This window comes from Bradyrhizobium sp. Kon10 (genome assembly GCF_055807395.1).
In genome coordinates, this window is record NZ_JBVVOZ010000048.1 from 16,405 (window position 1) to 35,041 (window position 18,637).

Consider the following 18,637-nt stretch of genomic DNA (forward strand, 5'->3'; position numbering starts at 1 on the left):
CGGACGGTGGATCAGGCGAACGCCATCGGCCGGTAGCGGCGCCAGGCGCCAATGATCACCACCACGAAGAACACCAGCACGAAGCCTTGCACCACGGCGAACACCGGGCCCGCGGGCGGGGCCGGTGGCACGGCCGGCGCGAGTGCGGCCAGCGCCGGCACTTTCAGGAACGACTGGATGATCAGCACGAAGACGTTGAAATAGAGCGAGACCATGGCGGTCACGATGTAGACCGGACGCCAGGCGCCTTTGAGCTTCATGCCGTAGAGCGCGATGCAGGCGATCGCGAGCAGCACCAGCGAGATGGCCGCGATGATATGCGACGGCAACAGCTCCTTGAACGGGAACAGGAAGCCGGTCGCGTTGGTGAGGATCGTGAACAGCAGGAAAATCGCTGTGAGGCCCGGCATCGACTTCGAGCCGAGCAGGCCGAACATCACGACGAGACCGGCGGCGATGCCGATCAGGCTGATGATGACATGGACCAATGTGAAGGCGGGCAGGCTCAACCCAACAACCATGACATCTCTCCTACTCTCTGCATTGAGATCCAGGAATTGGTATTACGGTCCTCGTCGGATTGCTACATGCCTCGGCATCACACATGCGTATCAAGCCATACGTCATCTCGACAAACGCATGACTGAATTTTTTGCAGCGCTGTCAAAAAGGCTGCCACGAACGACGGCAGTTTGTAGCCCGGATGGAGCGCAGCGTAACCCGGGCCTTCGCGTACGCGGATAGAGTCCCGGATTGCGCTTCGCTCCATCCGGGCTACGAGTTTTCACGAAACTTGAAATCGAATTTGGCGAGAGCGGCCCGCGATGCCCGGGCCGCTCTCGCGTGCGGTTCACACTTCCTTGGTGTCGAAGATCAGCAGGTCGGCGCCGCCAGTGGCGAATTTCGGCACATCGCCGGCCGCCGCCTTTCCTGCTTCGCTGCCGAATGCCGCCTGGATATCGGCCACGCTGTTGAAGCTGAGAATGGCGACGAGGTGGATTCCGGATGGTCCGGCGGGGGAGCCGACAGGCCCCTTGCTGACGGCGTACTTTGTCAGGCCGGGAAGTTTCTTGGCGATCGGGATGTGGGTCTCGGCATAGTGCTTGTCGAAGGCAGCAGTATCCTTGGGCGTCTTGTAGAGCACGACGAGTTCAGCCATTTAGTTCCTCCCATTTGAGTTCTTGGTTTTGTGCCGAACCCTCATGGTGAGGAGGCGCATCAGCGCCGTCTCGAACCATGCCGGCCCGGATCTAACAGATCGGCCTCTATCCTTCGAGACGCGCGCAAGAGCGCGCTCCTCCGGATGAGGGATAGTCTGTGGCACACGGCGAGATGGCAAGTCAGATTCGTCCTGCCATCTCCCTGTCTTCTCCTTGACTAAAGCGCCGGTTTTGCGGCGTCGCCGAGATAGCCGTGCAGGGAGGCCACGACCTGCGCACCCTCGCCGATGGCGCCGCCGACGCGCTTGACCGAGCCGGAGCGGACATCGCCGACGGCATAGACGCCGGGGACGGAGGTCTCCAGCGGCGCCACGAGCCGGCCGAGATTTTGCTCGGACTGCGCGCCGGTGACGACGAAGCCGCCGCGGTCGAGCGTCACGCCGCAGCCGTCAAGCCAGCCGGTGGCGGGATCGGCGCCGACGAACAGGAAGAGATTGCGGACATCTGCAAAGTCCTCGTCCGCCGACAGCCGGCTCTTCCAGCGGATGCGCCGCAGCAGCGACGCCTCGTCGCCCTCGAGCGCAGTGATCTCGGTGTTGAACATCAGTTCGATATTCGGCGTCGCCTCGATGCGCTCGATGAGATAGCGCGACATGCTCGCGCCCAGGCCGCCGCCGCGGATGATCATCAGCACCTTTTTGGCATGACCGGACAGGAACACGGCCGCCTGCCCGGCCGAATTGCCGGCACCGACCAGCGCCACCTCTTCTCCGGCACAGAGCCGCGCTTCGATCGGCGAAGCCCAATACCAGACGCCGCGACCTTCGAACCTGTCGAGATTGTCGATATCGGGCCGGCGATAGCGCGCGCCGCTCGCAACCACGACCGCGCGCGAGCGCAGCACGTCACCGCCATCGAGCTCGACGGAAAATGCGCCGTCGCTGCGCGCGCAGTCGAGCGACTTCACCGTCATCGGGATCATGATCTCGGCACCGAATTTTTGCGCCTGGTTGAACGCGCGCGCGGTCAGAGCCTGGCCGGAAATGCCGGTCGGGAAGCCCAGATAGTTTTCGATGCGCGCGCTGGCGCCGGCCTGGCCGCCGAAGGCGCGGGTGTCGAGGACGGCGACCGAAAGTCCCTCGGACGCCGCATACACCGCGGTGGCGAGCCCCGCCGGTCCGGAGCCGACGATCGCGACGTCGTAGATGCGGTCGTTGCGCGGGCCGCCGATCATGCCGATCGCGCGCGCAAGCTCGGTCTCGGGAGGATTGCGCAGCACCGTGCCGCCGGTCGTGACGACCAGCGGCCAGTCTTCGGGCTTCGGCGAATAGCGTGCGATCAATTCGGCGGCGTCGCGATCCCGATCGGGATCGAGCAGATGATGCGGCTGGCCGTTGCGGGTGAGGAAGCCCTGCAAGCGCACCACGCCGGCGGAATGCGACGGCCCGATCAGCACGACACCGCCGATGCCGCCCTGGAGCAAATTGACCCGGCGCAGGATCAGCGCGCGCATGATGCGCTCGCCGAGTTCGGCCTCGGCGACCAGCAGCGCGCGCAGCCGCTCCGGCGGCAGCAGCAGCGTTTCGACATCGCCCTCGGCGCGCCCATCGACCAGTGCCGGCCGACCGGAGAGCTGGCCGAGCTCGGCCAAAAATTGCCCCGGCCCCTGATCGATCAGCGGCGTGACATGACCGAGCCCGTCGCGCTGGGTGATGGCGACATGGCCCTTCAGCACGACGAACATGCCCGGCCCAGGCTTGCCGGTCTCGAACAGCAGCTCACCATGCGCATAGGTGCGGACTTCGCCGAAATGCTGCATGCGCGCGATCTCGGCTGCTGTCAGCGTCGGAAAGGTCTGCTCGGGGCGCGTGAAGCGCGACATCATCGCGTCTCGTTCACTGTGTTCCGGTTCGTCCTGCCCCATTGCCACTCTCACTCATTCCAAGACATTGCCAAGACATTAGCCGCCGGCCTTGCCGGCGGTTCCCTCATCCAGGGAAGCATCTTCATTCTGCGAGGGGTCGGAAATTGTGGCGCGTTCGCGCGCCTGCAACTTCCGCCGCTTCAGGTTTTCGCGCAGCGCCGATTTCAGCCGGTCCTGCCGGGAGTCAGCCGCTGGTTTCTTGTCGGTCTCGTCGATCATTGTCGAACCCGTCACATGGCCGGCCGCAGGATGCCACCGAATTATCAGAGCTCAAGAGGGGTGAGGACGGCCGCGACAACGAAGCCGGCAGATTTGACCGAATTCGCTGAGACGGCCAACTGCCCGATTGGCTGGGGATCTTGCGGGAACCAAATCGAGCCGAAACCGGTGGCTTCGGGACAAAACGACCGATTTCGGCGCGCAACAGGGCTGATTTTATCGATTTCGCGGGGCTGGCAAGCTTGCACAGAGGGGAGGCCTGTGGCAGATATCGGCCCGCTTGGTAGGCCCCTCGTGGCGGCCGATTCTTGTCCCAGCACATGCTGCCGTAGCTCAGTGGTAGAGCACTCCATTGGTAATGGAGAGGTCGACAGTTCAATCCTGTCTGGCAGCACCATTTCATCTTCAGAGCACGCATCGGCATTCTCGCGGCAGGAAATGCCCGAGTCTTGCGCTTTTCCGTGTCCCTCTTCGGTGAAGAGGGCGCAGGGAAGACCGGGTGCCAGCTGGCACCCGCGGTCCACTGTGCGCGTGTAGCGCAGAGGAAACCGCACAGCAGCATACAGGTGTAGCCGAACACTCGGCCTTCCCTGCGCAGTGGGTTGACGGCTTATGCCTGCTCTCCCCGGCGACGAGTTCCCTTTTGTCACCGTCACCTTGCGAATTGACGATGGCTCGAGACCCGGTAGAGCCCCGATCCATCTCCGCAAGGCTTGACCGTAGCAACGACGGCCAGGACCACACGATTTTGCCGTACGCAACGGTCCTGCTTCGCCCAGGGGCTCCGCAGGAATTGAGCGCCGTTCGTCCGCACGCCAGCCAAGATCTCACGAGGTTCATCTCGCCCTGATCCCCTTCGCGTGCCCGACGCTGTCACGTCCACCGCACCCCCGGCCCACGTTCGTTACGACGGACGATCGCCCCTCTTCGAGGACCGGGATGGCGGATGGATAACGCAATTCCGAATTTCGGTAAAGCGGAATATTTTTGGGGCGGAGGGTTGACGGGTTTTCGCGCGAAGCGGGTGTTTTGCCCGACGGGTCAAATCCACGTCGTTGATTTAGACCAAGTTTCCGATAGGCTGGTGGGAGCCGGCAACTATGACTCGATGAACTCGTCAAATCGACGAGGTGTCCTCATCATCTCAATCGAGATGCGAGGTGCAAATTTGAACTGACAGGAAGACAGCACTCGGCGCCGATGGAAACATGACACTGTCAAAACTTGAAACGAAGCGTTGCGAGAAGCTGCTTGCCGAGTTCGTCGAGCAGCGGAGACCGCCGGCACATCTCCGCGCCAAACTCGACTTTGCATTCCGTATCACCGGTCAGAGCGTCGAGATATATACGATCCGGCCCCACTGGCGCGACAAAGGCAAGGTGATCGAACATCCAATTGCGAAAGCCACCTTTAACAAGAGCAAGAAAATGTGGAAGATCTTTTGGCCACGGGCTGATCTAAAGTGGCACGGTTACCAGCCGCACTTGGAAGCGGCTTCGATTAAAGAATTCCTCGATGTGGTTCGAGAGGACAGCCACTGCTGCTTCTTCGGATAGCGCGTAGGATAGGTAGAGCGACTTGTCCGCCGTAGCTCGAAGAGCGAAGGCGGAAGCGAAACCCATCGCGGCCTTGTGACGACGAGACATGACGGGTTTCGCAAGTGCTCTACCCATCCTGCGCGCTGAGCTAGGTCCGGTGACAGCCGGGGCCATCTGACGTAAGCGTTCCGTCCATCCGCATCAGGGCCGTGTCAGGGTTGCACAGGAGCGAAGCTTGATTGACCTTGTCCATGATCTGACGCTCGGCTTGCTGAAAGATTTCCTTTAGCGCTCCTCCCGACACAAGGGTTAAGTCGGCGTCCGTTAGCTGCTGATGGATGGTTGGGTCATTTCCCTTCTCCTTCGACTTCACTAGGGCTTGCCATGCCACTGCACACCGCCGTCCGAAGAAACCGACCAAACACCGTTTACACCGCCAAGGCTACCCGGCCACGTAACAGCCATACCGCCGTTGCCTTTCGTCCCCCAAGCGATAGCTCCGGCATGTCCTGATGTGCCGAAATTACCTGATCCTCCCACAACGTCATCAAGACAGTCGAGGGACAGTTCATCAGCGTTGGACATCGCGCACATGATCTTCTCTCCATCCGAAAGTCATCCCGCCCATCGGGTTGATGCCGCACCTTGCCTGAAAGCCGGTCGTTCCGACTGTGAGTAGGATCACGCAGCAGGTGGCTGCCGCGAGCTCAACCCGCGCCAGATGAAAAAGGCCACCATGTCGGTGGCCCTCTCTTCATTTTTTCAACGTCGCGGCGAAGAGCTTGGCTGCTTCGGCTTTTGATTCCTGATCCGCCTTGGCGTCGTATCTGAGGGGCAGGTTGAACTTCTTGCCGAGCTCGGTGGCTTCGGGGTTGGTGAAGGCGTGCACGGCGCCGGGATATTGGATGATGCGATAATCGGCCTTCGCCGCGTCGAAATCCTTCTTCAGCGCATCGTACTCCTCGCGCTTCACGAAGGGATCGTCCGCGCCGTTGAGAATAAGGATTTTCGCCTTGACGGTTCCCGGCGCCGGCGCCGGCGTGTTGAGACCAAGGGACGCGTGGAAGCCGGCAACGGCAGCGAGATCGGCGCCCGCGCGCGCCATATTCAGCACCACCGCGCCGCCGAAGCAGTAACCGACGGCGCCGATCCGCTGCGGATTGACCGAGGCCTGCCTGGCGAGTTCGTCCCGCGCTGCGTTGAAGCGCTGCTCCATCACCTTCGCGTTCTTCATCACGGACGCAGAGAGCGCGCCGGCGTCCTTCGGGTTGTCGGCGGTCTTGCCGTCGCCGTACATGTCCGCGATGAAGGCCGTGTAGCCCTGCTCGGCGAACTTCCGCGCCTCATTGTGGATATGCGGGGTGATGCCCCACCATTCCGGCACGATAACGATGCCGGGCCGCTTGGCCTGGGTCGCGTCGTCGTAGACGACGAAGCCCTTCATCGTGGCCTCGCCGTCCATGTAGGCGACCGGCTCTTCCCTGACCGCGGCGTGCGCGCTCGCGACCATTGCGATGGCGCAAAGTGCTCCCACCATGTTCGTGATGTTCGTTTGCATGCTGACCTCCCGCGGGTTTGGCACGACGCCAGATTGGCATAGCAGCAATGCCTGCTAAGCCTTGAAGGCGGCATCGGTTCCCTCGCAGCCCGCGCTCCGGTCCCTATATGTGAAGCCCCGGCGCACATCGCGCCCCAGCCGGTATCCCACGCATGATCCCCTTCTCCGTGCTCGACCTCGCTCCCATCCGCAGGGGTGGCGATGCGGCGCAGGCGTTTGCCAACTCGCTCGATCTCGCCCGGCACGCCGAGGCGTGGGGCTTCAAGCGGTTCTGGCTGGCCGAGCATCACAACATGACGGGCATCGCGAGTGCCGCGACCTCGGTGGTGATCGGGCATATCGCGGGCGGCACCAGGACGATCCGCGTCGGCTCGGGTGGCGTCATGCTGCCGAACCATTCGCCGCTGATCATCGCCGAGCAGTTCGGCACGCTGGAATCGCTCTATCCCGGACGGATCGACCTCGGGCTCGGGCGCGCGCCGGGGACCGACCAGCTCACCGCGCGGGCGCTGCGGCGCGACCTCGCGACCAGCTCCGAGAATTTTCCGCAGGACGTGCTGGAATTGCAGGCGCTGCTCGGCGATTTGCAGCCGAACCAGACCATTCGCGCCGTGCCCGGCATGGGGACGAAGGTGCCGCTCTGGATCCTCGGCTCGAGCACGTTCGGCGCGCAGCTTGCGGCCATGCTCGGCCTGCCCTTTGCGTTCGCCTCGCATTTCGCGCCGCAGATGATGATGCCGGCGCTGCGCGAGTACCGGGCGCGGTTCGAGCCGTCGACGCAGCTCGACAAGCCCTACGCGATGGTCGGTGTCAACGTGTTCGCGGCCGACAGCGACGTCGAGGCGCAGCGGATGTTCAGCTCGCTCCAGCAGCAGTTCATCAATCTGCGCCGCGGCACGCCTGGCCCGCTGCCGCCGCCGGTCGACGACATGGACGCGCTGTGGTCGCCCGCGGAGAAGGCGATGGTCGGCCAGTCGCTGTCCTGCTCGGCGGTCGGTTCGCCCGCCATCGTTGAAGAGAAGCTCAGGGCGCTGATCGCCGACACCGCCGCGGACGAGCTGATGACGACGGGGCAGATCTACGACCACGCTGCGCGGCTGCGCTCGTTCGAGATCGCAGCCGAGGTGCGGGATCGGCTGGCGGGGTGAGCGGCGATGCGAGCGAAACACGTCCTTCGAGCATGATGAGATTGGGCTCGATGGTCGCCAAGAAGTCGATGCGCTCCCTCCCCCGCCTGCGGGGGAGGGCTGGGGAGAGGGTGTTTCCGCAAGCGAGAACCCCCGTGCGGAGAGAGCCCTCACCCGGCGCGCGGGACGATGCTTCGCATCGCCCGGGACGCGCCGACCTCTCCCGCAAGCGGGAGAGGTGAACGACCCGTGGCAGGGAGCCAGGAATTGTCCTGCCAACGGCTGACATAGCGCCCCAATCTGTGGCAAAGGTGCAGATGTTATCAAGGACCAACGAGGCCAAGCATGCCCGCGCCGAAACCGCCTGCGTTCGAAACCCTGAGCCTGCATGCGGGCCAGCATCCGGATCCCGCGACCGGCGCCCGCGCGGTGCCGATCTACCAGACCACGTCGTACGTGTTTCAGGACTCCGATCACGCCGCCGCGCTGTTCAATCTGGAGCGCGCCGGCCACATCTATACGCGCATCTCCAATCCGACCACGGGCGTACTGGAGGAGCGGCTCGCGGCACTCGAAGGCGGCGTCGGCGCCATCTGCACCGCGAGCGGCATGGCCGCGCTGCATCTCGCCATCGCGACGCTCCTGAACACCGGCGACCACATCGTGGCGTCGAGCTCGCTCTATGGCGGCACCATCAACCTGCTCGCGCACACGCTGCCGCGCTTCGGCATCACCACGACTTTCGTGAAGCCGCGCGACATCGACGCATTCCGATCGGCGATCAAGCCGAACACGAAACTCGTGATCGGCGAGACCATCGGCAATCCCGGGCTCGAAGTGCTGGACATTCCGAAGGTCGCGGCCGTCGCGCACGACGCGAAGATTCCGCTGCTGATCGACAACACCTTTGCCACGCCCTATCTCAGTCGTCCGATCGAACTCGGCGCCGACATCGTGATGCATTCGGCGACGAAGTGGATCGGCGGCCACGGCATCGCGATCGGCGGCGCCATCGTCGATGGCGGCCGATTTGATTGGCGTTCATCGGGAAAATTCGGCGTGCTGACCGAGCCCTATGGCGGCTATCACGGCATCGTCTTCGACGAGCAGTTCGGCACCGCCGCCTTCATCATGCGTGCGCGCACCGAGGGCCTGCGCGATTTTGGCGCCTGCCTGTCGCCGACCAACGCGTTTCAGCTGTTGCAGGGGGTCGAGACGCTGGGCGTGCGCATGGACCGGCACATGCAGAACACGCATCTCGTGCTTGAGGCGCTCAAGGCCAACAAGGCGGTCGAGTGGGTGCTGCATCCGTCGCTGGAAACCCATCCCGACTATCAGCTCGCCAAGACGCTGCTGCCGCGCGGCGCCGGCTCGATCGTCTCGTTCGGCATCAAGGGCGGACGGCCCGCAGGCCGCAAGTTCATCGAGCAGCTGCGCATGATCAGCCATCTCGCCAATGTCGGCGACGCCAAGACGCTGGTCATTCACCCTGCCTCGACCACGCACCAGCAGATGGATGCCGAGCAACTCAAGGCCGCCGGCATCGGCGAGGAGCTGGTGCGGCTCTCGGTCGGCATCGAGACGGCGCCCGACATCATCGACGATCTCGCGCAGGCGCTGCGCATCTCGCAAAAGGGTTAAGCCATGAAGCTCACCGTCAACGGCGCCGAAGTGTTTGTCGCGACCGGTGGCCGCGAGTTCGACAAATCCCTGCCCGCGGTGGTCTTTATCCACGGCGCCGGCTTCGATCATTCGAGCTGGGCGCTGCATACGCGCTGGTTCGCCCATCACGGCTTTGGCGTGCTGGCGCCGGACCTGCCCGGCCACGGCCGCTCGGTTGGGCCTTCGCTCGCGAGCATCGCCGAGATGGCGGACTGGACCGCCGCGCTGCTCGATGCGGCCGGCGTGTCAAAGGCGCATCTGATCGGCCATTCCATGGGCTCGCTGATCTCGCTGGAGACCGCCGCGCGGCATCCCGGCAAGGTCTCCGCGCTGAGCCTGATCGGCACGGCCGCGACCATGAGTGTCGGCCCGGACCTCTTGAAGGCGGCCGAAGCCAACGATCAGGACGCGATCGACATGGTCTCGATCTGGGGCCTCGGCTTCAACGCCGAACTCGGCGGCAGCCTCGCGCCTGGGCTGTGGATGCATGGCGGCGCGCAGGCCGTGCTCAGGCATTGCGAACCCGGCGTGCTGTTCAAGGATCTGTCCGCCTGCAATTCCTATGCGAATGCGCTGACCGCTGCCGCGAGCGCGAAGGTGCCGACGACATTGATCCTCGGCGAGCGGGACATGATGACGCCGGCCAAGGCCGGCAAGGCACTCGCCGCCGCGATCAGGCATGCGAAGACCGTGGTGGTGCCGGGCGCGGGCCACATGATCATGGCCGAGCGTCCGGATGAATTGCTGGCGGCGCTCAGGAACTGACAGGATCAATCGTCTATCTTGCGCGTTGCGGTCAGACATCCCTGTGAATCCGGAGGGAACTGGACCTATGCCGAGACAGGAAATCATTCGCAAAGCCAGGCAAGACAAGCGTGCCGGTAAATTGGCAAGCACACAGGCCGGCGAATTCGTCAAGGACGAGATCGACAAGATCCGCAAAGGCAAGCACGGCGCGCGCTCGACGAAGCAGGCAATTGCCATCGGTCTGTCCGAGGCCCGCCGTGCCGGAGTCGATCTGCCGCCGCCGCGCAAAGGTCGCGCCAAGAAGGCGACGCGTCGCAGCGCCAAATATGCCTATGAGGTCGGTCAGGGCAAGCGCACCCCGAAGCGCCGGCCGCGCGTGTCGCGGGCCGTCGAAAAGGTTTTGAAAAAGGAGCCGCGCTCGACCGCATCACGCAGCGCATTGTCGAAACAGGGCAAGCGTGCCGCAAGCCGACGAACGGCCGCGTCGCGTTCAGCCACCGCGCGCAAGGCGAGCCGCACCAAAGGCGCCAAGGCCCGCTCCACCGCCTCAAAAAAGGCGGCACGCACCAGGACGCGCCGCCGGAGCTGATCAGTTCGCGCGCCGGCTCCGTTCGGAGAGCACGTTCTCCCTGCTTCCCTTCTCCCCTTGTGGGAGAAGGTGGCGCGAAGCGCCGGATGAGGGGTTGTCTCCGCGAGTTTCACTTGTGAGAGATGTGATTGCAGAGAGACCTCTCACCCGTCTCGCCGCCACGCGGCGAGCCACCCTCTCCCACAAGGAAGAGGGAAGAGGCGTCACCACATCGTCGCGGCGGCACGTTCCGGCCAGATGCGATCATACTCGTCGCCGCCGATCTTGTTCTGGCTCATCTCGGCGAGGATCTGCCCGGGTGTCGGCAGCGTCTTCGGGTCGATGCGCTTGTCGGGATTCCAGAGATCGGAGCGGACGATGGCGCGGGCGCACTGGAAGTAGATTTCCTCCACCTTCATCACCATGACGCTGCGCGGCGCCTTGCCCGCGACCTCAAAAGACCCAAGCAACTCGGGATCGACCGAGAGATGCGCGCGGCCGTTGGCGCGGACCGCGTTGCCGGAGCCGGGGATCAGGAACATCAGCGACACGCGCGGGTCGCGCACGATGTTGCGCAAGGAATCGACCCGGTTGTTGCCGCGGCGATCCGGCAGCATCAGCGTGTTCGGGTCGTGGACGCGGACGAAGCCGGGCAGATCGCCGCGCGGCGAGCAGTCGATGCCCTCCGGCCCGATGGTGGCGAGCGCCGCGAACGGCGCCTTCTCGATGAAGACGCGATAGAGCGGAGTGACATGGTCGGCGACTTTCACGGTCGAGGCATCACCGACGGCGCCGTAGATGGCCTCCAACTGTTCGACCGTTTCGATCATCGACATTCCAGACCCCTTGTTGCGCCGGCTAGTCCTGCCAGCCTTCGTTCCTGATCACCCGCACGAGCTGGCGGCCGTGGTATTCGGCGCTGCCGGCATTGAGGATGGTGACATCGGCGTGAGCTGTCGCGTCCTCAACGCTGCGGGCGAGGCGATCGGCGATGTTGCCGTCGCTATGCCGCGACCGCGCCGCCAGCCGCTGCGCCAGCACCTCCGGCGGCGCGGCGATCGCGACCACGACGACGTTGGCGTAGGCCTCGCGCAGCGCGCCGATCACCGTGCGCGAAACGTTGGCGACGACGGCGCGGCCGGCGCGGATATCGTCGTTGATCTCGATCGGGAGGCCGTAAGAATGTCCGTGCGCCTCCCAATGCACGGCGAAATCGCCATGCTCGCGCGCGCTACGGAATTCGCCCTCGCTCACTGCAATGTTGTCTTCGTCGGCGGAGGGTTCGCGCGTGACGATACGGCGCGGGAAGACGATATCGCGATCGTCGAGGCAGGCCGCCTGCGCCAGCCGCAGCAAGGTGTCCTTTCCGGCGCCGCTGGGGCCGACCACGAGCACGAGCCGGCCGGGCCCGATCCCGCCCGCCTCACCCTCGGCCGTGGTCGCGGTCTCGCTCACGCGACGCGGCCCCCTTCGCGCCAGACGCTGCGGACGACGGGGACGTGGCCTGCGATATGCACACGGATCAAATCGGCGCGTTTGCCGAGCGCGATTTCGCCGCGATCGGACAGCCCGACCGCTTCAGCCGGGGTCTTCGTCACGGTGCGGATCGCCGCTGGCAGACCGATCGCGGGGACGTGCTCCGGCAATTGCAGCGCGCCCATCAAGAGGCTGGAGGGGATGTAGTCGGACGACAGGATGTCCAGCAGGCCTTCGCGGGCGAGATCGACCGCGGCGATGTTGCCGGAATGCGAGCCACCGCGAACGACATTCGGCGCGCCCATCAGGATGTCGATGCCGGCCTGGTGCAGGCCGCGCGCGGCCTCCAGCGTGGTTGGGAATTCCGCCACCGAGATGCGGTCGCGGACGGCGTCGGCGACGTTCTCCTCGGTGGTGTCGTCATGGCTTGCCAACGGAATTTTGTGCCCATGCGCCAACGCCACGATCTGCCGCATGTTGGTCGCGGCATAGGCTTTCTGATATTCGAAACGTTTCGCGAACAATTCGTCGAGCTCGGCATCGGTCTTGCCACCGCCCTTGCCGCGATAATAGTCGCGCAGCTTGACCTCGTCGCGGAACTGGCGCTGGCCGGGGGTGTGGTCCATCAGCGACATCAGCCGCACGTCGGGACGGCCGACCAGCTCCTTGGCCTCCTCGACCACGCTCGGCATCGGGATTTCGCAGCGCAGGTGAAGGAAATGGTCTGCGCGCAGCAGATCAGCATCACGCGCGGTCGTGATCGCTGCGGCGAGCACGCCGGCGCGTCCATCAACTTCTTCGGCGCCGTCCTCGCGCCAAACCCGGAGCGAATCGAACACCGTGGTGATGCCTGACGTGGCGAGCTGGCCGTCATAGGAGACAACGGCTGCGACCGGGTTCCAGAACACTTTTGGCCGCGGCACGTAATGCGCTTCGAGATGATCGGTGTGGAGCTCGATCAGGCCGGGCATGATCAGGTCGCCGCCGGCATCCTCGGCACCTGCGGGCGCCCTGCCCTCGCCAATCTCGGCGATGCGTCCACCGGCGAGAGCGAGCCAGCCCTGCCCGATCACCCGGTCAGCCAGTACGATCCTGGCATTGGCGATCACGATGTCCTTTGGCTTGGCGTTCATTTCCATGTCCTTCAGGCCGCGGCGGCGAAGCTGGTGACGTCGATGACGCGGTCGGCGATCAGATGGCGGATTTCGTCGTCGTGGACAATGGCGACCATGGCGACGCCCTGGCGCTTCTTCTCGGCGATCAGTTCGACCACGACGGCGCGGTTGGCGGCATCGAGCGACGCCGTGGGTTCGTCGAGCAGCAGGATCGGCAGTTCCGGGATGAAGCCGCGCGCGATGTTGACGCGCTGCTGCTCGCCGCCGGAGAAGGTCGCGGGCGGAAGCTGCCACAGGCGCTCCGGGATGTTGAGACGATGCAGCAGTTCACCCGCGCGCCCCTGCGCATCGGCTCGGGCCACACCGTTGACGATCAGAGGCTCGGCAACAACGTCGATGGTCGCAACCCGCGGCACCGCGCGCAGGAACTGGCTGACATAGCCGATGGTGGCGCGGCGGACATTGAGGACCTGCCGCGGCTCGGCGGTGGCGAGGTCGATCAGCGCGCCGCGATGACGAATGCCGATGCGGCCGGAGTCGCAGCGATAATTGCCGAAAATCATCTTCAGGATCGACGACTTGCCGGCACCGGATGGGCCGGACAGCACGACGCATTCGCCCGGGTTGACTTCAAAGGTCACCCCCCTCACCACCGGCAATTCGATGCCGCCTTGCAGGTGCATCGTGAAGGTCTTTTTCGCATTGGCGATGTCGATCATTGCGGGACTGGTCATCGGAACACTCATGCCGGCAGAATCGAGGAGACCAGGAGCTGCGTATAGGGCTCGCGGGGATCGTCGAGCACCTGGTCGGTGAGGCCGGTCTCGATGACGCGGCCGTCCTTCATCACCATCACACGATGCGACAGCAACCGCGCGACCGCGAGATCATGGGTGACGATGACGACGGCGAGATGCAATTCGGCGACGAGATTGCGCAGCAGGTCAAGCAGGCGCGCCTGCACGGACACATCGAGCCCGCCGGTCGGCTCGTCCATGAACACCAGCCGCGGCTCGGTGACGAGATTGCGGGCGATCTGCAGGCGCTGGCGCATGCCGCCGGAATAGGTGCGCGGCGCATCGTCGATGCGCGCTGTGTCGATCTCGACCCGCGTGAGCCAGTCCGACGCCGTGTCACGGATACGACCGTAGTGATTCCAGCCCACCGCCATCAGCCGCTCGCCGACATTGGCGCCGGCCGACACCGCCATGCGCAGGCCCTGCGCGGCATCCTGATGCACAAAACCCCAATCGGTGCGGAACAGGAAGCGGCGCTCGGCTTCGCCGAGCGTGGCAAGATCGCGGCTGGCGCCGTCGCGCATCCGATAGAACACTTGCCCGCCGCTGGCGGCGAGCTGGCCTGACAGGAGTTGCAGCAGCGTCGACTTGCCCGAGCCGGATTCGCCGACGATCGCCAGCACTTCGCCGGGATATAGCGAGAACGAGACGTCACGGCAGGCAGCGATGCGGCCGTAGGACTTGCTGAGGGATTCTGCGACCAGCAATGGCTCGTCGTTCACGCGCATGTCGGGATCAGCCATGTGTGCCCGCCTTCTCCTCGTACGGCGCGGCGCTCAGGCTGCCGTGATGGCCGGCGGCCTGGCGGCCTTCGCAATAATCGGTGTCGGAGCACACGAACATGCGGCTGCCCTTGTCGTCGGTCACGATCTCGTCGAGATAGGAATTCTCGGCACCGCACAGCGCGCAGGGCGCGTTGAACCGATACGGCTCGAAGGGATGATCCTCGAAATCGAGCGACACGACCGTCGTGTAGGGCGGGATCGCGTAGATGCGCTTCTCGCGGCCCGCGCCGAACAGTTGCAGCGCCGGGCAATTGTCCATCTTTGGATTGTCGAATTTCGGCGTCGGCGATGGGTCCATCACATAGCGCGCATTCACCTTCACCGGATAGGCGTAGGCCGTCGCGATGTGGCCGAAACGGGCGATGTCCTCATACAGTTTGACATGCATCAGGCCGTATTCGGCGAGCGCATGCATCCGCCGCGTCTCGGTCTCGCGCGGCTCGAGGAAACGCAGCGGCTCCGGGATCGGCACCTGATAGACCAGCACCTGGTTCGCGTGCAGCGCCGTCTCCGGAATGCGGTGACGGGTCTGGATCACGGTGGCCTGCTCGGTCGCCGTGGTCGTGGCGACACCGGCGGTCTTGGCGAAGAATTTGCGGATCGAGATCGCGTTCGTCGTGTCGTCGGAGCCCTGGTCAATGACCTTCAGCACATCCTGGGGCCCGAGGATCGCGGCGGTGACCTGCACGCCGCCGGTGCCCCAGCCATAGGGCATCGGCATTTCGCGGCTGGCGAACGGCACCTGATAGCCGGGAATCGCGATCGCCTTCAGGATCGCGCGCCGGATCATCCGCTTGGTCTGTTCGTCGAGATAGGCAAAATTGTAGGCAGGCGCGTTCATTCCGCGGCCTCCTTCATGGCATCGGGCGCATTGGCGTCGGCGAATTCCTGGCGCAGCTTGCGCAACAGGCCGAGCTCGGATTGGAAGTCGACATAATGCGGCAGTTTGAGATGCTCGACGAAGCCGGTCGCCTGGACGTTGTCCGAATGCGACATCACGAATTCTTCGTCCTGTGCCGGTGCGAGCGCCTCCTCGCCGAGTTCGCGGGCGCGCAGCGCGCGATCGACCAGCGCCATCGACATGGTCTTGCGCTCGCTTTGGCCGAAGGCGAGGCCATAACCGCGGGTGAAGCAAGGTGCTTCCGTGGCCGAGCCCTTGAACTGATTGACCATCTGGCACTCGGTGAGCTCGATCGAGCCGAGCGGCACGGCGAAGCCGACGTCTTCGGCCGAAAACTCGACCTCGACCTCGCCGAAGCGGATCTCGCCGGCAAAGGGATGGTTACGGCCATAGCCACGCTGGGTGGAATAGCCCATCGCCAGCAGGAAGCCTTCGTCACCGCGCGCGAGATTTTGCAGGCGCAGGTCGCGGTCTGCCGGAAAGTTCAGCGGCTCCCGGGTGAGATCGCCGACGCTGGCGCCGTCTTCGGCTTGCGGCGAGGACTCGATCAGCCCGTCGCGACCCAGGATATCGGTCACGCGCGGGGTCGGTGCGGTCGAGGCTTCTGCGGTTGCCGGCACTTCGGGCACGAATCCCTCGGCGAGGGCCGGATCGAGCAGGCGATGCGTATAGTCGAAGGTCGGCCCCAATATCTGACCGCCGGGAATGTCCTTGAAAGTCGAGGACACCCGCCGCTGCACCCGCATCGCACCGGTGTCGACCGGCTCGCTGGCGCCGAAGCGCGGCAAGGTGGCGCGGAAGGCGCGAACCAGGAAGATCGCCTCGATCAGATCGCCGCGCGCCTGCTTGATCGCGAGCGCCGCGAGCTCGCGATCATAGAGCGAGCCCTCGCTCATGACGCGGTCCACGGCGAGGCCAAGCTGCTCCGAGATCTGGTCGAGCGTGATGTCCGCAACGCCTCTGTCACCGCGCCGCGCGTTCGCCAGCAGGCGGTGGGCATTCTCGATGGCGCGTTCGCCGCCTTTGACTGCGACATACATGCTTCAGCTTCCCTTGTTCACGACACGCGCGGTGCGCGGGATCGCAACCACGGCGTCATCCGCGACCAGCACCACATCGATACCGCGCGGAAACAGCGCCTCGTTGAGGCGCAGCCGTTCGAAAAGATCGGCGGGCTTGATCGTCGCCTGGAGCGTCGCGACACCATCGATCCCAGGGCCGCGCAGCTCGAAACTGCGGCCGGCATCCAGGCAGTCGACCTGGAGGATCAATGTGGTGGACCTGTCAGGATATTCGTTGCTACCGAGCGCGAAGCGCTCCAGCGCTGGAAGCAAATTGCCATCGCTGATCAACGCGAAGCTCGCGATCGAAGAATCCTGGATCACCGGCGCGCCGGTGTGGAATTTCAGCCATTTCACCAATTCGGGGCTTTCCGTCATCCGTGCATCGAGCCAGAGCGGCGTATCGTGATCGAACAGCGTTAGCGCGATCGCGGCGGTGCCGCGCATCATCGGCCCGGGTGTTCCCGCCATCGGCACGATGCGCTGGACCGAACCCGGCCGCGCCATCGCGTCCATGACCGAGCGAAAGGTCGACTGCGCCGACAAGACCTTGTCGACGAAACCCGGCGGCAGTTCCGCAATCGTGGTCATCGCTTCACCCCTCACCGCGCACCATGGTGTAGAAATCAACCTTTGTCGCGGCGGTCTCTTCCGCCGCCCGCTTGCGCCGGATCATAAGCTGCTCACGCAACGGCGCGATAACGTCCTGCTCGACGGCCGCGCTAAAATCCCGTGACTGCGCCAGCGCGTCGCACAGCGCGATCAGCCGCGCCTTGTCGCCATCGCGCCCGAGCGTATAGCCGAACCCGACCTCACCGCTCGCAAGCCGCACCGCGGCGCGCGACACCGTCGCCTCGCCGAGGTTGAACGGCGCACCGTCGCCGCCAACCCTGCCTCGCAGCATGACGAGGCCGTTTTCGGGCTCGCGCAGATCCTCATGGCTGGGCAGGGCGAGGCTGCGGAGGCGAGCGGCGATCGCGCCCGCCTCCGCGTGCGCCAGCACGGCCATCGCGGCCTTGCGCCGGGCTTGCTGATTATCGTGCTGGGTCACCGATCTCACCGAACTTGCCGAATTCAAGTTGTCTATGATACTAGACAACTTGATACGGAAGCGCCATGACTGTTTCGTGACAAAGCCGTGATTTTCGGGCTAGGCTGACCGGCGATATGAGCATGCAGGACACCGCCTCTTCAGGCGTCGCGTTGTGGCGCCTCGTTGCCGACGGCATCGAGCGCGGCATCGCCGACGGCCGCTTCGCCGCGGGCGACAAGCTGCCCGGCGAGATGGAGATCGCCGAAACCTATCGGGTCAACCGCCACACGGTGCGGCGGGCGCTCGCGGCCCTTGCCGAGCGCGGCCTGGTGCGTGCCGAACGCGGTAGCGGAACCTATGTCGAGGCGCAGCGCCTCGCTTATCCCTTGCGCTCACGCACGCGGTTTTCCGAGATCGTCGGCGCCGGCGGCCGCGAGCCGCGCGGCCAGTTGATCGAGGCCTCCGACGACGTCGCAACCCGCGAGCTTGCGCGCGAGCTGGGCTTGAAGGTCGGCGCGCCGCTGGTCCGGATCGAAGCGATTCGCTTGGCCGACCGCACGCCGATCTGCGTCTCCACCACATGGCTGTCGGCAGAGTTGTTTCCGGGCGCGGGAAGCGTCTTCGCGGCGACCCGCTCGATGACCAAGCTGCTCGCGCATTACGGTGTGCGCGACTATCGCCGCGGCGCGACCCGGATCACGGCCGGCATCGTCGACGCCACCGATGCCGCGCGGCTCGATCTGCCGCTCGGCCGGCCAATCCTGGTGGTCGATGCCACCGACCACGATCTCGACGGCAAGCCGCTGGTGACCAAGCATTCGCGCTTTGTGGCGGAGCGGGTGGAGTTTCTGGTGGAGAACGGGTGAACGAGTGCCAAGCGCGCGGTGCACCTCTCCCCTTGTGAGGGCTTTGCACAGAGGGGCGAGCGGGCGCTTGAGGTGCGTCGCGGGCTTTTTTTGCTGTCAG

Annotated in this window: 21 protein-coding genes and 1 tRNA gene; 8 read left to right on the forward strand and 14 right to left on the reverse strand. The window is 64.8% G+C overall.

The features are described 5' to 3' along the window. Positions 1–11: 11 nt before the first annotated feature. From AC0L2O_RS34055 to AC0L2O_RS34070, 4 genes are all read right to left on the reverse strand, one after another. The gene (locus AC0L2O_RS34055) at positions 12–521 is read right to left on the reverse strand and encodes a hypothetical protein (RefSeq protein ID WP_369719559.1); all 510 of its coding nucleotides are present in this window, start codon (positions 519–521) and stop codon (positions 12–14) included. 329 nt (positions 522–850) lie between these two features. Then, positions 851–1,159, reverse strand: coding sequence for an EthD family reductase (locus tag AC0L2O_RS34060; RefSeq protein ID WP_409190882.1), 309 nt, complete (start codon positions 1,157–1,159; stop codon positions 851–853). A 218-nt stretch (positions 1,160–1,377) separates the two neighbouring features. Then, complete coding sequence (locus AC0L2O_RS34065; RefSeq protein WP_473372847.1) at positions 1,378–3,084, reverse strand: FAD-dependent oxidoreductase; 1,707 nt, start codon at positions 3,082–3,084, stop codon at positions 1,378–1,380. A 36-nt stretch (positions 3,085–3,120) separates the two neighbouring features. After that, entirely contained in the window at positions 3,121–3,303 is a 183-nt protein-coding gene (locus AC0L2O_RS34070; protein WP_473372848.1) for a hypothetical protein, read from the reverse strand. Between the two features lie 322 nt (positions 3,304–3,625). Between AC0L2O_RS34070 and AC0L2O_RS34075 the strand changes: the two genes are divergently transcribed. The 3 genes from AC0L2O_RS34075 to AC0L2O_RS34085 all read left to right on the forward strand — a co-directional run bounded on the left by AC0L2O_RS34075 (position 3,626) and on the right by AC0L2O_RS34085 (position 4,859). Then, positions 3,626–3,700, forward strand: a tRNA-Thr gene (locus tag AC0L2O_RS34075). A 549-nt stretch (positions 3,701–4,249) separates the two neighbouring features. After that, positions 4,250–4,480 carry a hypothetical protein gene (locus AC0L2O_RS34080; RefSeq protein ID WP_473372849.1) on the forward strand — a complete coding sequence of 77 codons (231 nt, stop codon included), beginning with the start codon at positions 4,250–4,252 and terminating at the stop codon, positions 4,478–4,480. A gap of 31 nt (positions 4,481–4,511) precedes the next feature. Continuing rightward, entirely contained in the window at positions 4,512–4,859 is a 348-nt protein-coding gene (locus AC0L2O_RS34085) for a DUF3024 domain-containing protein (protein WP_473372850.1), read from the forward strand. Positions 4,860–5,595: 736 nt separating this feature from the next. Here AC0L2O_RS34085 and AC0L2O_RS34090 read toward each other — a convergent pair. After that, positions 5,596–6,399 (reverse strand): dienelactone hydrolase family protein, encoded by an 804-nt coding sequence (locus AC0L2O_RS34090; RefSeq protein WP_473372851.1) that lies wholly within the window; start codon positions 6,397–6,399, stop codon positions 5,596–5,598. A 152-nt stretch (positions 6,400–6,551) separates the two neighbouring features. Between AC0L2O_RS34090 and AC0L2O_RS34095 the strand changes: the two genes are divergently transcribed. From AC0L2O_RS34095 to AC0L2O_RS34110, 4 genes are all read left to right on the forward strand, one after another. Beyond that, positions 6,552–7,547, forward strand: a complete 996-nt coding sequence (locus tag AC0L2O_RS34095; protein WP_473372852.1) for an LLM class flavin-dependent oxidoreductase — start codon at positions 6,552–6,554, stop codon at positions 7,545–7,547. 324 nt (positions 7,548–7,871) lie between these two features. After that, the gene (locus tag AC0L2O_RS34100; protein WP_473372853.1) at positions 7,872–9,167 is read left to right on the forward strand and encodes an O-acetylhomoserine aminocarboxypropyltransferase; all 1,296 of its coding nucleotides are present in this window, start codon (positions 7,872–7,874) and stop codon (positions 9,165–9,167) included. Positions 9,168–9,170: 3 nt separating this feature from the next. Next, positions 9,171–9,953, forward strand: a complete 783-nt coding sequence (locus tag AC0L2O_RS34105; protein ID WP_473372854.1) for an alpha/beta fold hydrolase — start codon at positions 9,171–9,173, stop codon at positions 9,951–9,953. 67 nt (positions 9,954–10,020) lie between these two features. After that, on the forward strand, positions 10,021–10,524 hold the full coding sequence (locus tag AC0L2O_RS34110) for a DUF6496 domain-containing protein (protein WP_473372855.1): 504 nt from the start codon (positions 10,021–10,023) through the stop codon (positions 10,522–10,524). Positions 10,525–10,727: 203 nt separating this feature from the next. Here AC0L2O_RS34110 and AC0L2O_RS34115 read toward each other — a convergent pair whose 3' ends face one another. The 9 genes from AC0L2O_RS34115 to phnG are packed head-to-tail and all read right to left on the reverse strand — an operon-like array spanning position 10,728 to position 17,698. Beyond that, positions 10,728–11,339: a pyridoxamine 5'-phosphate oxidase family protein gene (locus AC0L2O_RS34115; protein ID WP_473372856.1), complete on the reverse strand. Its 612-nt coding sequence runs from the start codon at positions 11,337–11,339 to the stop codon at positions 10,728–10,730. Between the two features lie 22 nt (positions 11,340–11,361). Beyond that, positions 11,362–11,958: a phosphonate metabolism protein/1,5-bisphosphokinase (PRPP-forming) PhnN gene (phnN, locus tag AC0L2O_RS34120; RefSeq protein ID WP_473372857.1), complete on the reverse strand. Its 597-nt coding sequence runs from the start codon at positions 11,956–11,958 to the stop codon at positions 11,362–11,364. After that, complete coding sequence (locus AC0L2O_RS34125; RefSeq protein ID WP_473372858.1) at positions 11,955–13,112, reverse strand: alpha-D-ribose 1-methylphosphonate 5-triphosphate diphosphatase; 1,158 nt, start codon at positions 13,110–13,112, stop codon at positions 11,955–11,957. Before AC0L2O_RS34125 ends, phnN begins: the two co-directional genes overlap by 4 nt. 11 nt (positions 13,113–13,123) lie before the next feature. Beyond that, positions 13,124–13,840: a phosphonate C-P lyase system protein PhnL gene (phnL, locus tag AC0L2O_RS34130; RefSeq protein ID WP_473372859.1), complete on the reverse strand. Its 717-nt coding sequence runs from the start codon at positions 13,838–13,840 to the stop codon at positions 13,124–13,126. Then, positions 13,837–14,634 (reverse strand): phosphonate C-P lyase system protein PhnK, encoded by a 798-nt coding sequence (gene phnK / locus AC0L2O_RS34135; RefSeq protein WP_473372860.1) that lies wholly within the window; start codon positions 14,632–14,634, stop codon positions 13,837–13,839. Before phnK ends, phnL begins: the two co-directional genes overlap by 4 nt. Further along, positions 14,627–15,517 (reverse strand): alpha-D-ribose 1-methylphosphonate 5-phosphate C-P-lyase PhnJ, encoded by an 891-nt coding sequence (locus tag AC0L2O_RS34140; RefSeq protein ID WP_473372861.1) that lies wholly within the window; start codon positions 15,515–15,517, stop codon positions 14,627–14,629. The genes phnK and AC0L2O_RS34140 overlap by 8 nt, the downstream gene beginning before the upstream one ends. Continuing rightward, complete coding sequence (locus tag AC0L2O_RS34145) at positions 15,514–16,617, reverse strand: carbon-phosphorus lyase complex subunit (RefSeq protein WP_473372862.1); 1,104 nt, start codon at positions 16,615–16,617, stop codon at positions 15,514–15,516. Before AC0L2O_RS34145 ends, AC0L2O_RS34140 begins: the two co-directional genes overlap by 4 nt. A gap of 3 nt (positions 16,618–16,620) precedes the next feature. Next, entirely contained in the window at positions 16,621–17,229 is a 609-nt protein-coding gene (gene phnH / locus AC0L2O_RS34150; RefSeq protein ID WP_473372863.1) for a phosphonate C-P lyase system protein PhnH, read from the reverse strand. Positions 17,230–17,233: 4 nt separating this feature from the next. Beyond that, a complete protein-coding gene (phnG, locus tag AC0L2O_RS34155; RefSeq protein WP_473372864.1) occupies positions 17,234–17,698 on the reverse strand; it encodes a phosphonate C-P lyase system protein PhnG in 465 nt (154 codons plus the stop codon). Positions 17,699–17,805: 107 nt separating this feature from the next. On the opposite strand from phnG, the gene phnF reads away from it, so the two are divergent. After that, positions 17,806–18,537: a phosphonate metabolism transcriptional regulator PhnF gene (gene phnF, locus AC0L2O_RS34160; protein WP_473372865.1), complete on the forward strand. Its 732-nt coding sequence runs from the start codon at positions 17,806–17,808 to the stop codon at positions 18,535–18,537. Positions 18,538–18,637: the final 100 nt, after the last annotated feature.

Coding starts and splice junctions, on each gene's coding strand:
- AC0L2O_RS34055 (WP_369719559.1), bottom strand. CDS start 521: ATGGTTGTTGGGTTGAGCCTGCCCGCCTTCACATTGGTCCATGTCATC.
- AC0L2O_RS34060 (WP_409190882.1), bottom strand. CDS start 1,159: ATGGCTGAACTCGTCGTGCTCTACAAGACGCCCAAGGATACTGCTGCC.
- AC0L2O_RS34065 (WP_473372847.1), bottom strand. CDS start 3,084: ATGGGGCAGGACGAACCGGAACACAGTGAACGAGACGCGATGATGTCG.
- AC0L2O_RS34070 (WP_473372848.1), bottom strand. CDS start 3,303: ATGATCGACGAGACCGACAAGAAACCAGCGGCTGACTCCCGGCAGGAC.
- AC0L2O_RS34080 (WP_473372849.1), top strand. CDS start 4,250: ATGGATAACGCAATTCCGAATTTCGGTAAAGCGGAATATTTTTGGGGC.
- AC0L2O_RS34085 (WP_473372850.1), top strand. CDS start 4,512: ATGACACTGTCAAAACTTGAAACGAAGCGTTGCGAGAAGCTGCTTGCC.
- AC0L2O_RS34090 (WP_473372851.1), bottom strand. CDS start 6,399: ATGCAAACGAACATCACGAACATGGTGGGAGCACTTTGCGCCATCGCA.
- AC0L2O_RS34095 (WP_473372852.1), top strand. CDS start 6,552: ATGATCCCCTTCTCCGTGCTCGACCTCGCTCCCATCCGCAGGGGTGGC.
- AC0L2O_RS34100 (WP_473372853.1), top strand. CDS start 7,872: ATGCCCGCGCCGAAACCGCCTGCGTTCGAAACCCTGAGCCTGCATGCG.
- AC0L2O_RS34105 (WP_473372854.1), top strand. CDS start 9,171: ATGAAGCTCACCGTCAACGGCGCCGAAGTGTTTGTCGCGACCGGTGGC.
- AC0L2O_RS34110 (WP_473372855.1), top strand. CDS start 10,021: ATGCCGAGACAGGAAATCATTCGCAAAGCCAGGCAAGACAAGCGTGCC.
- AC0L2O_RS34115 (WP_473372856.1), bottom strand. CDS start 11,339: ATGTCGATGATCGAAACGGTCGAACAGTTGGAGGCCATCTACGGCGCC.
- AC0L2O_RS34125 (WP_473372858.1), bottom strand. CDS start 13,112: ATGAACGCCAAGCCAAAGGACATCGTGATCGCCAATGCCAGGATCGTA.
- phnL (WP_473372859.1), bottom strand. CDS start 13,840: ATGAGTGTTCCGATGACCAGTCCCGCAATGATCGACATCGCCAATGCG.
- phnK (WP_473372860.1), bottom strand. CDS start 14,634: ATGGCTGATCCCGACATGCGCGTGAACGACGAGCCATTGCTGGTCGCA.
- AC0L2O_RS34140 (WP_473372861.1), bottom strand. CDS start 15,517: ATGAACGCGCCTGCCTACAATTTTGCCTATCTCGACGAACAGACCAAG.
- AC0L2O_RS34145 (WP_473372862.1), bottom strand. CDS start 16,617: ATGTATGTCGCAGTCAAAGGCGGCGAACGCGCCATCGAGAATGCCCAC.
- phnH (WP_473372863.1), bottom strand. CDS start 17,229: ATGACCACGATTGCGGAACTGCCGCCGGGTTTCGTCGACAAGGTCTTG.
- phnF (WP_473372865.1), top strand. CDS start 17,806: ATGAGCATGCAGGACACCGCCTCTTCAGGCGTCGCGTTGTGGCGCCTC.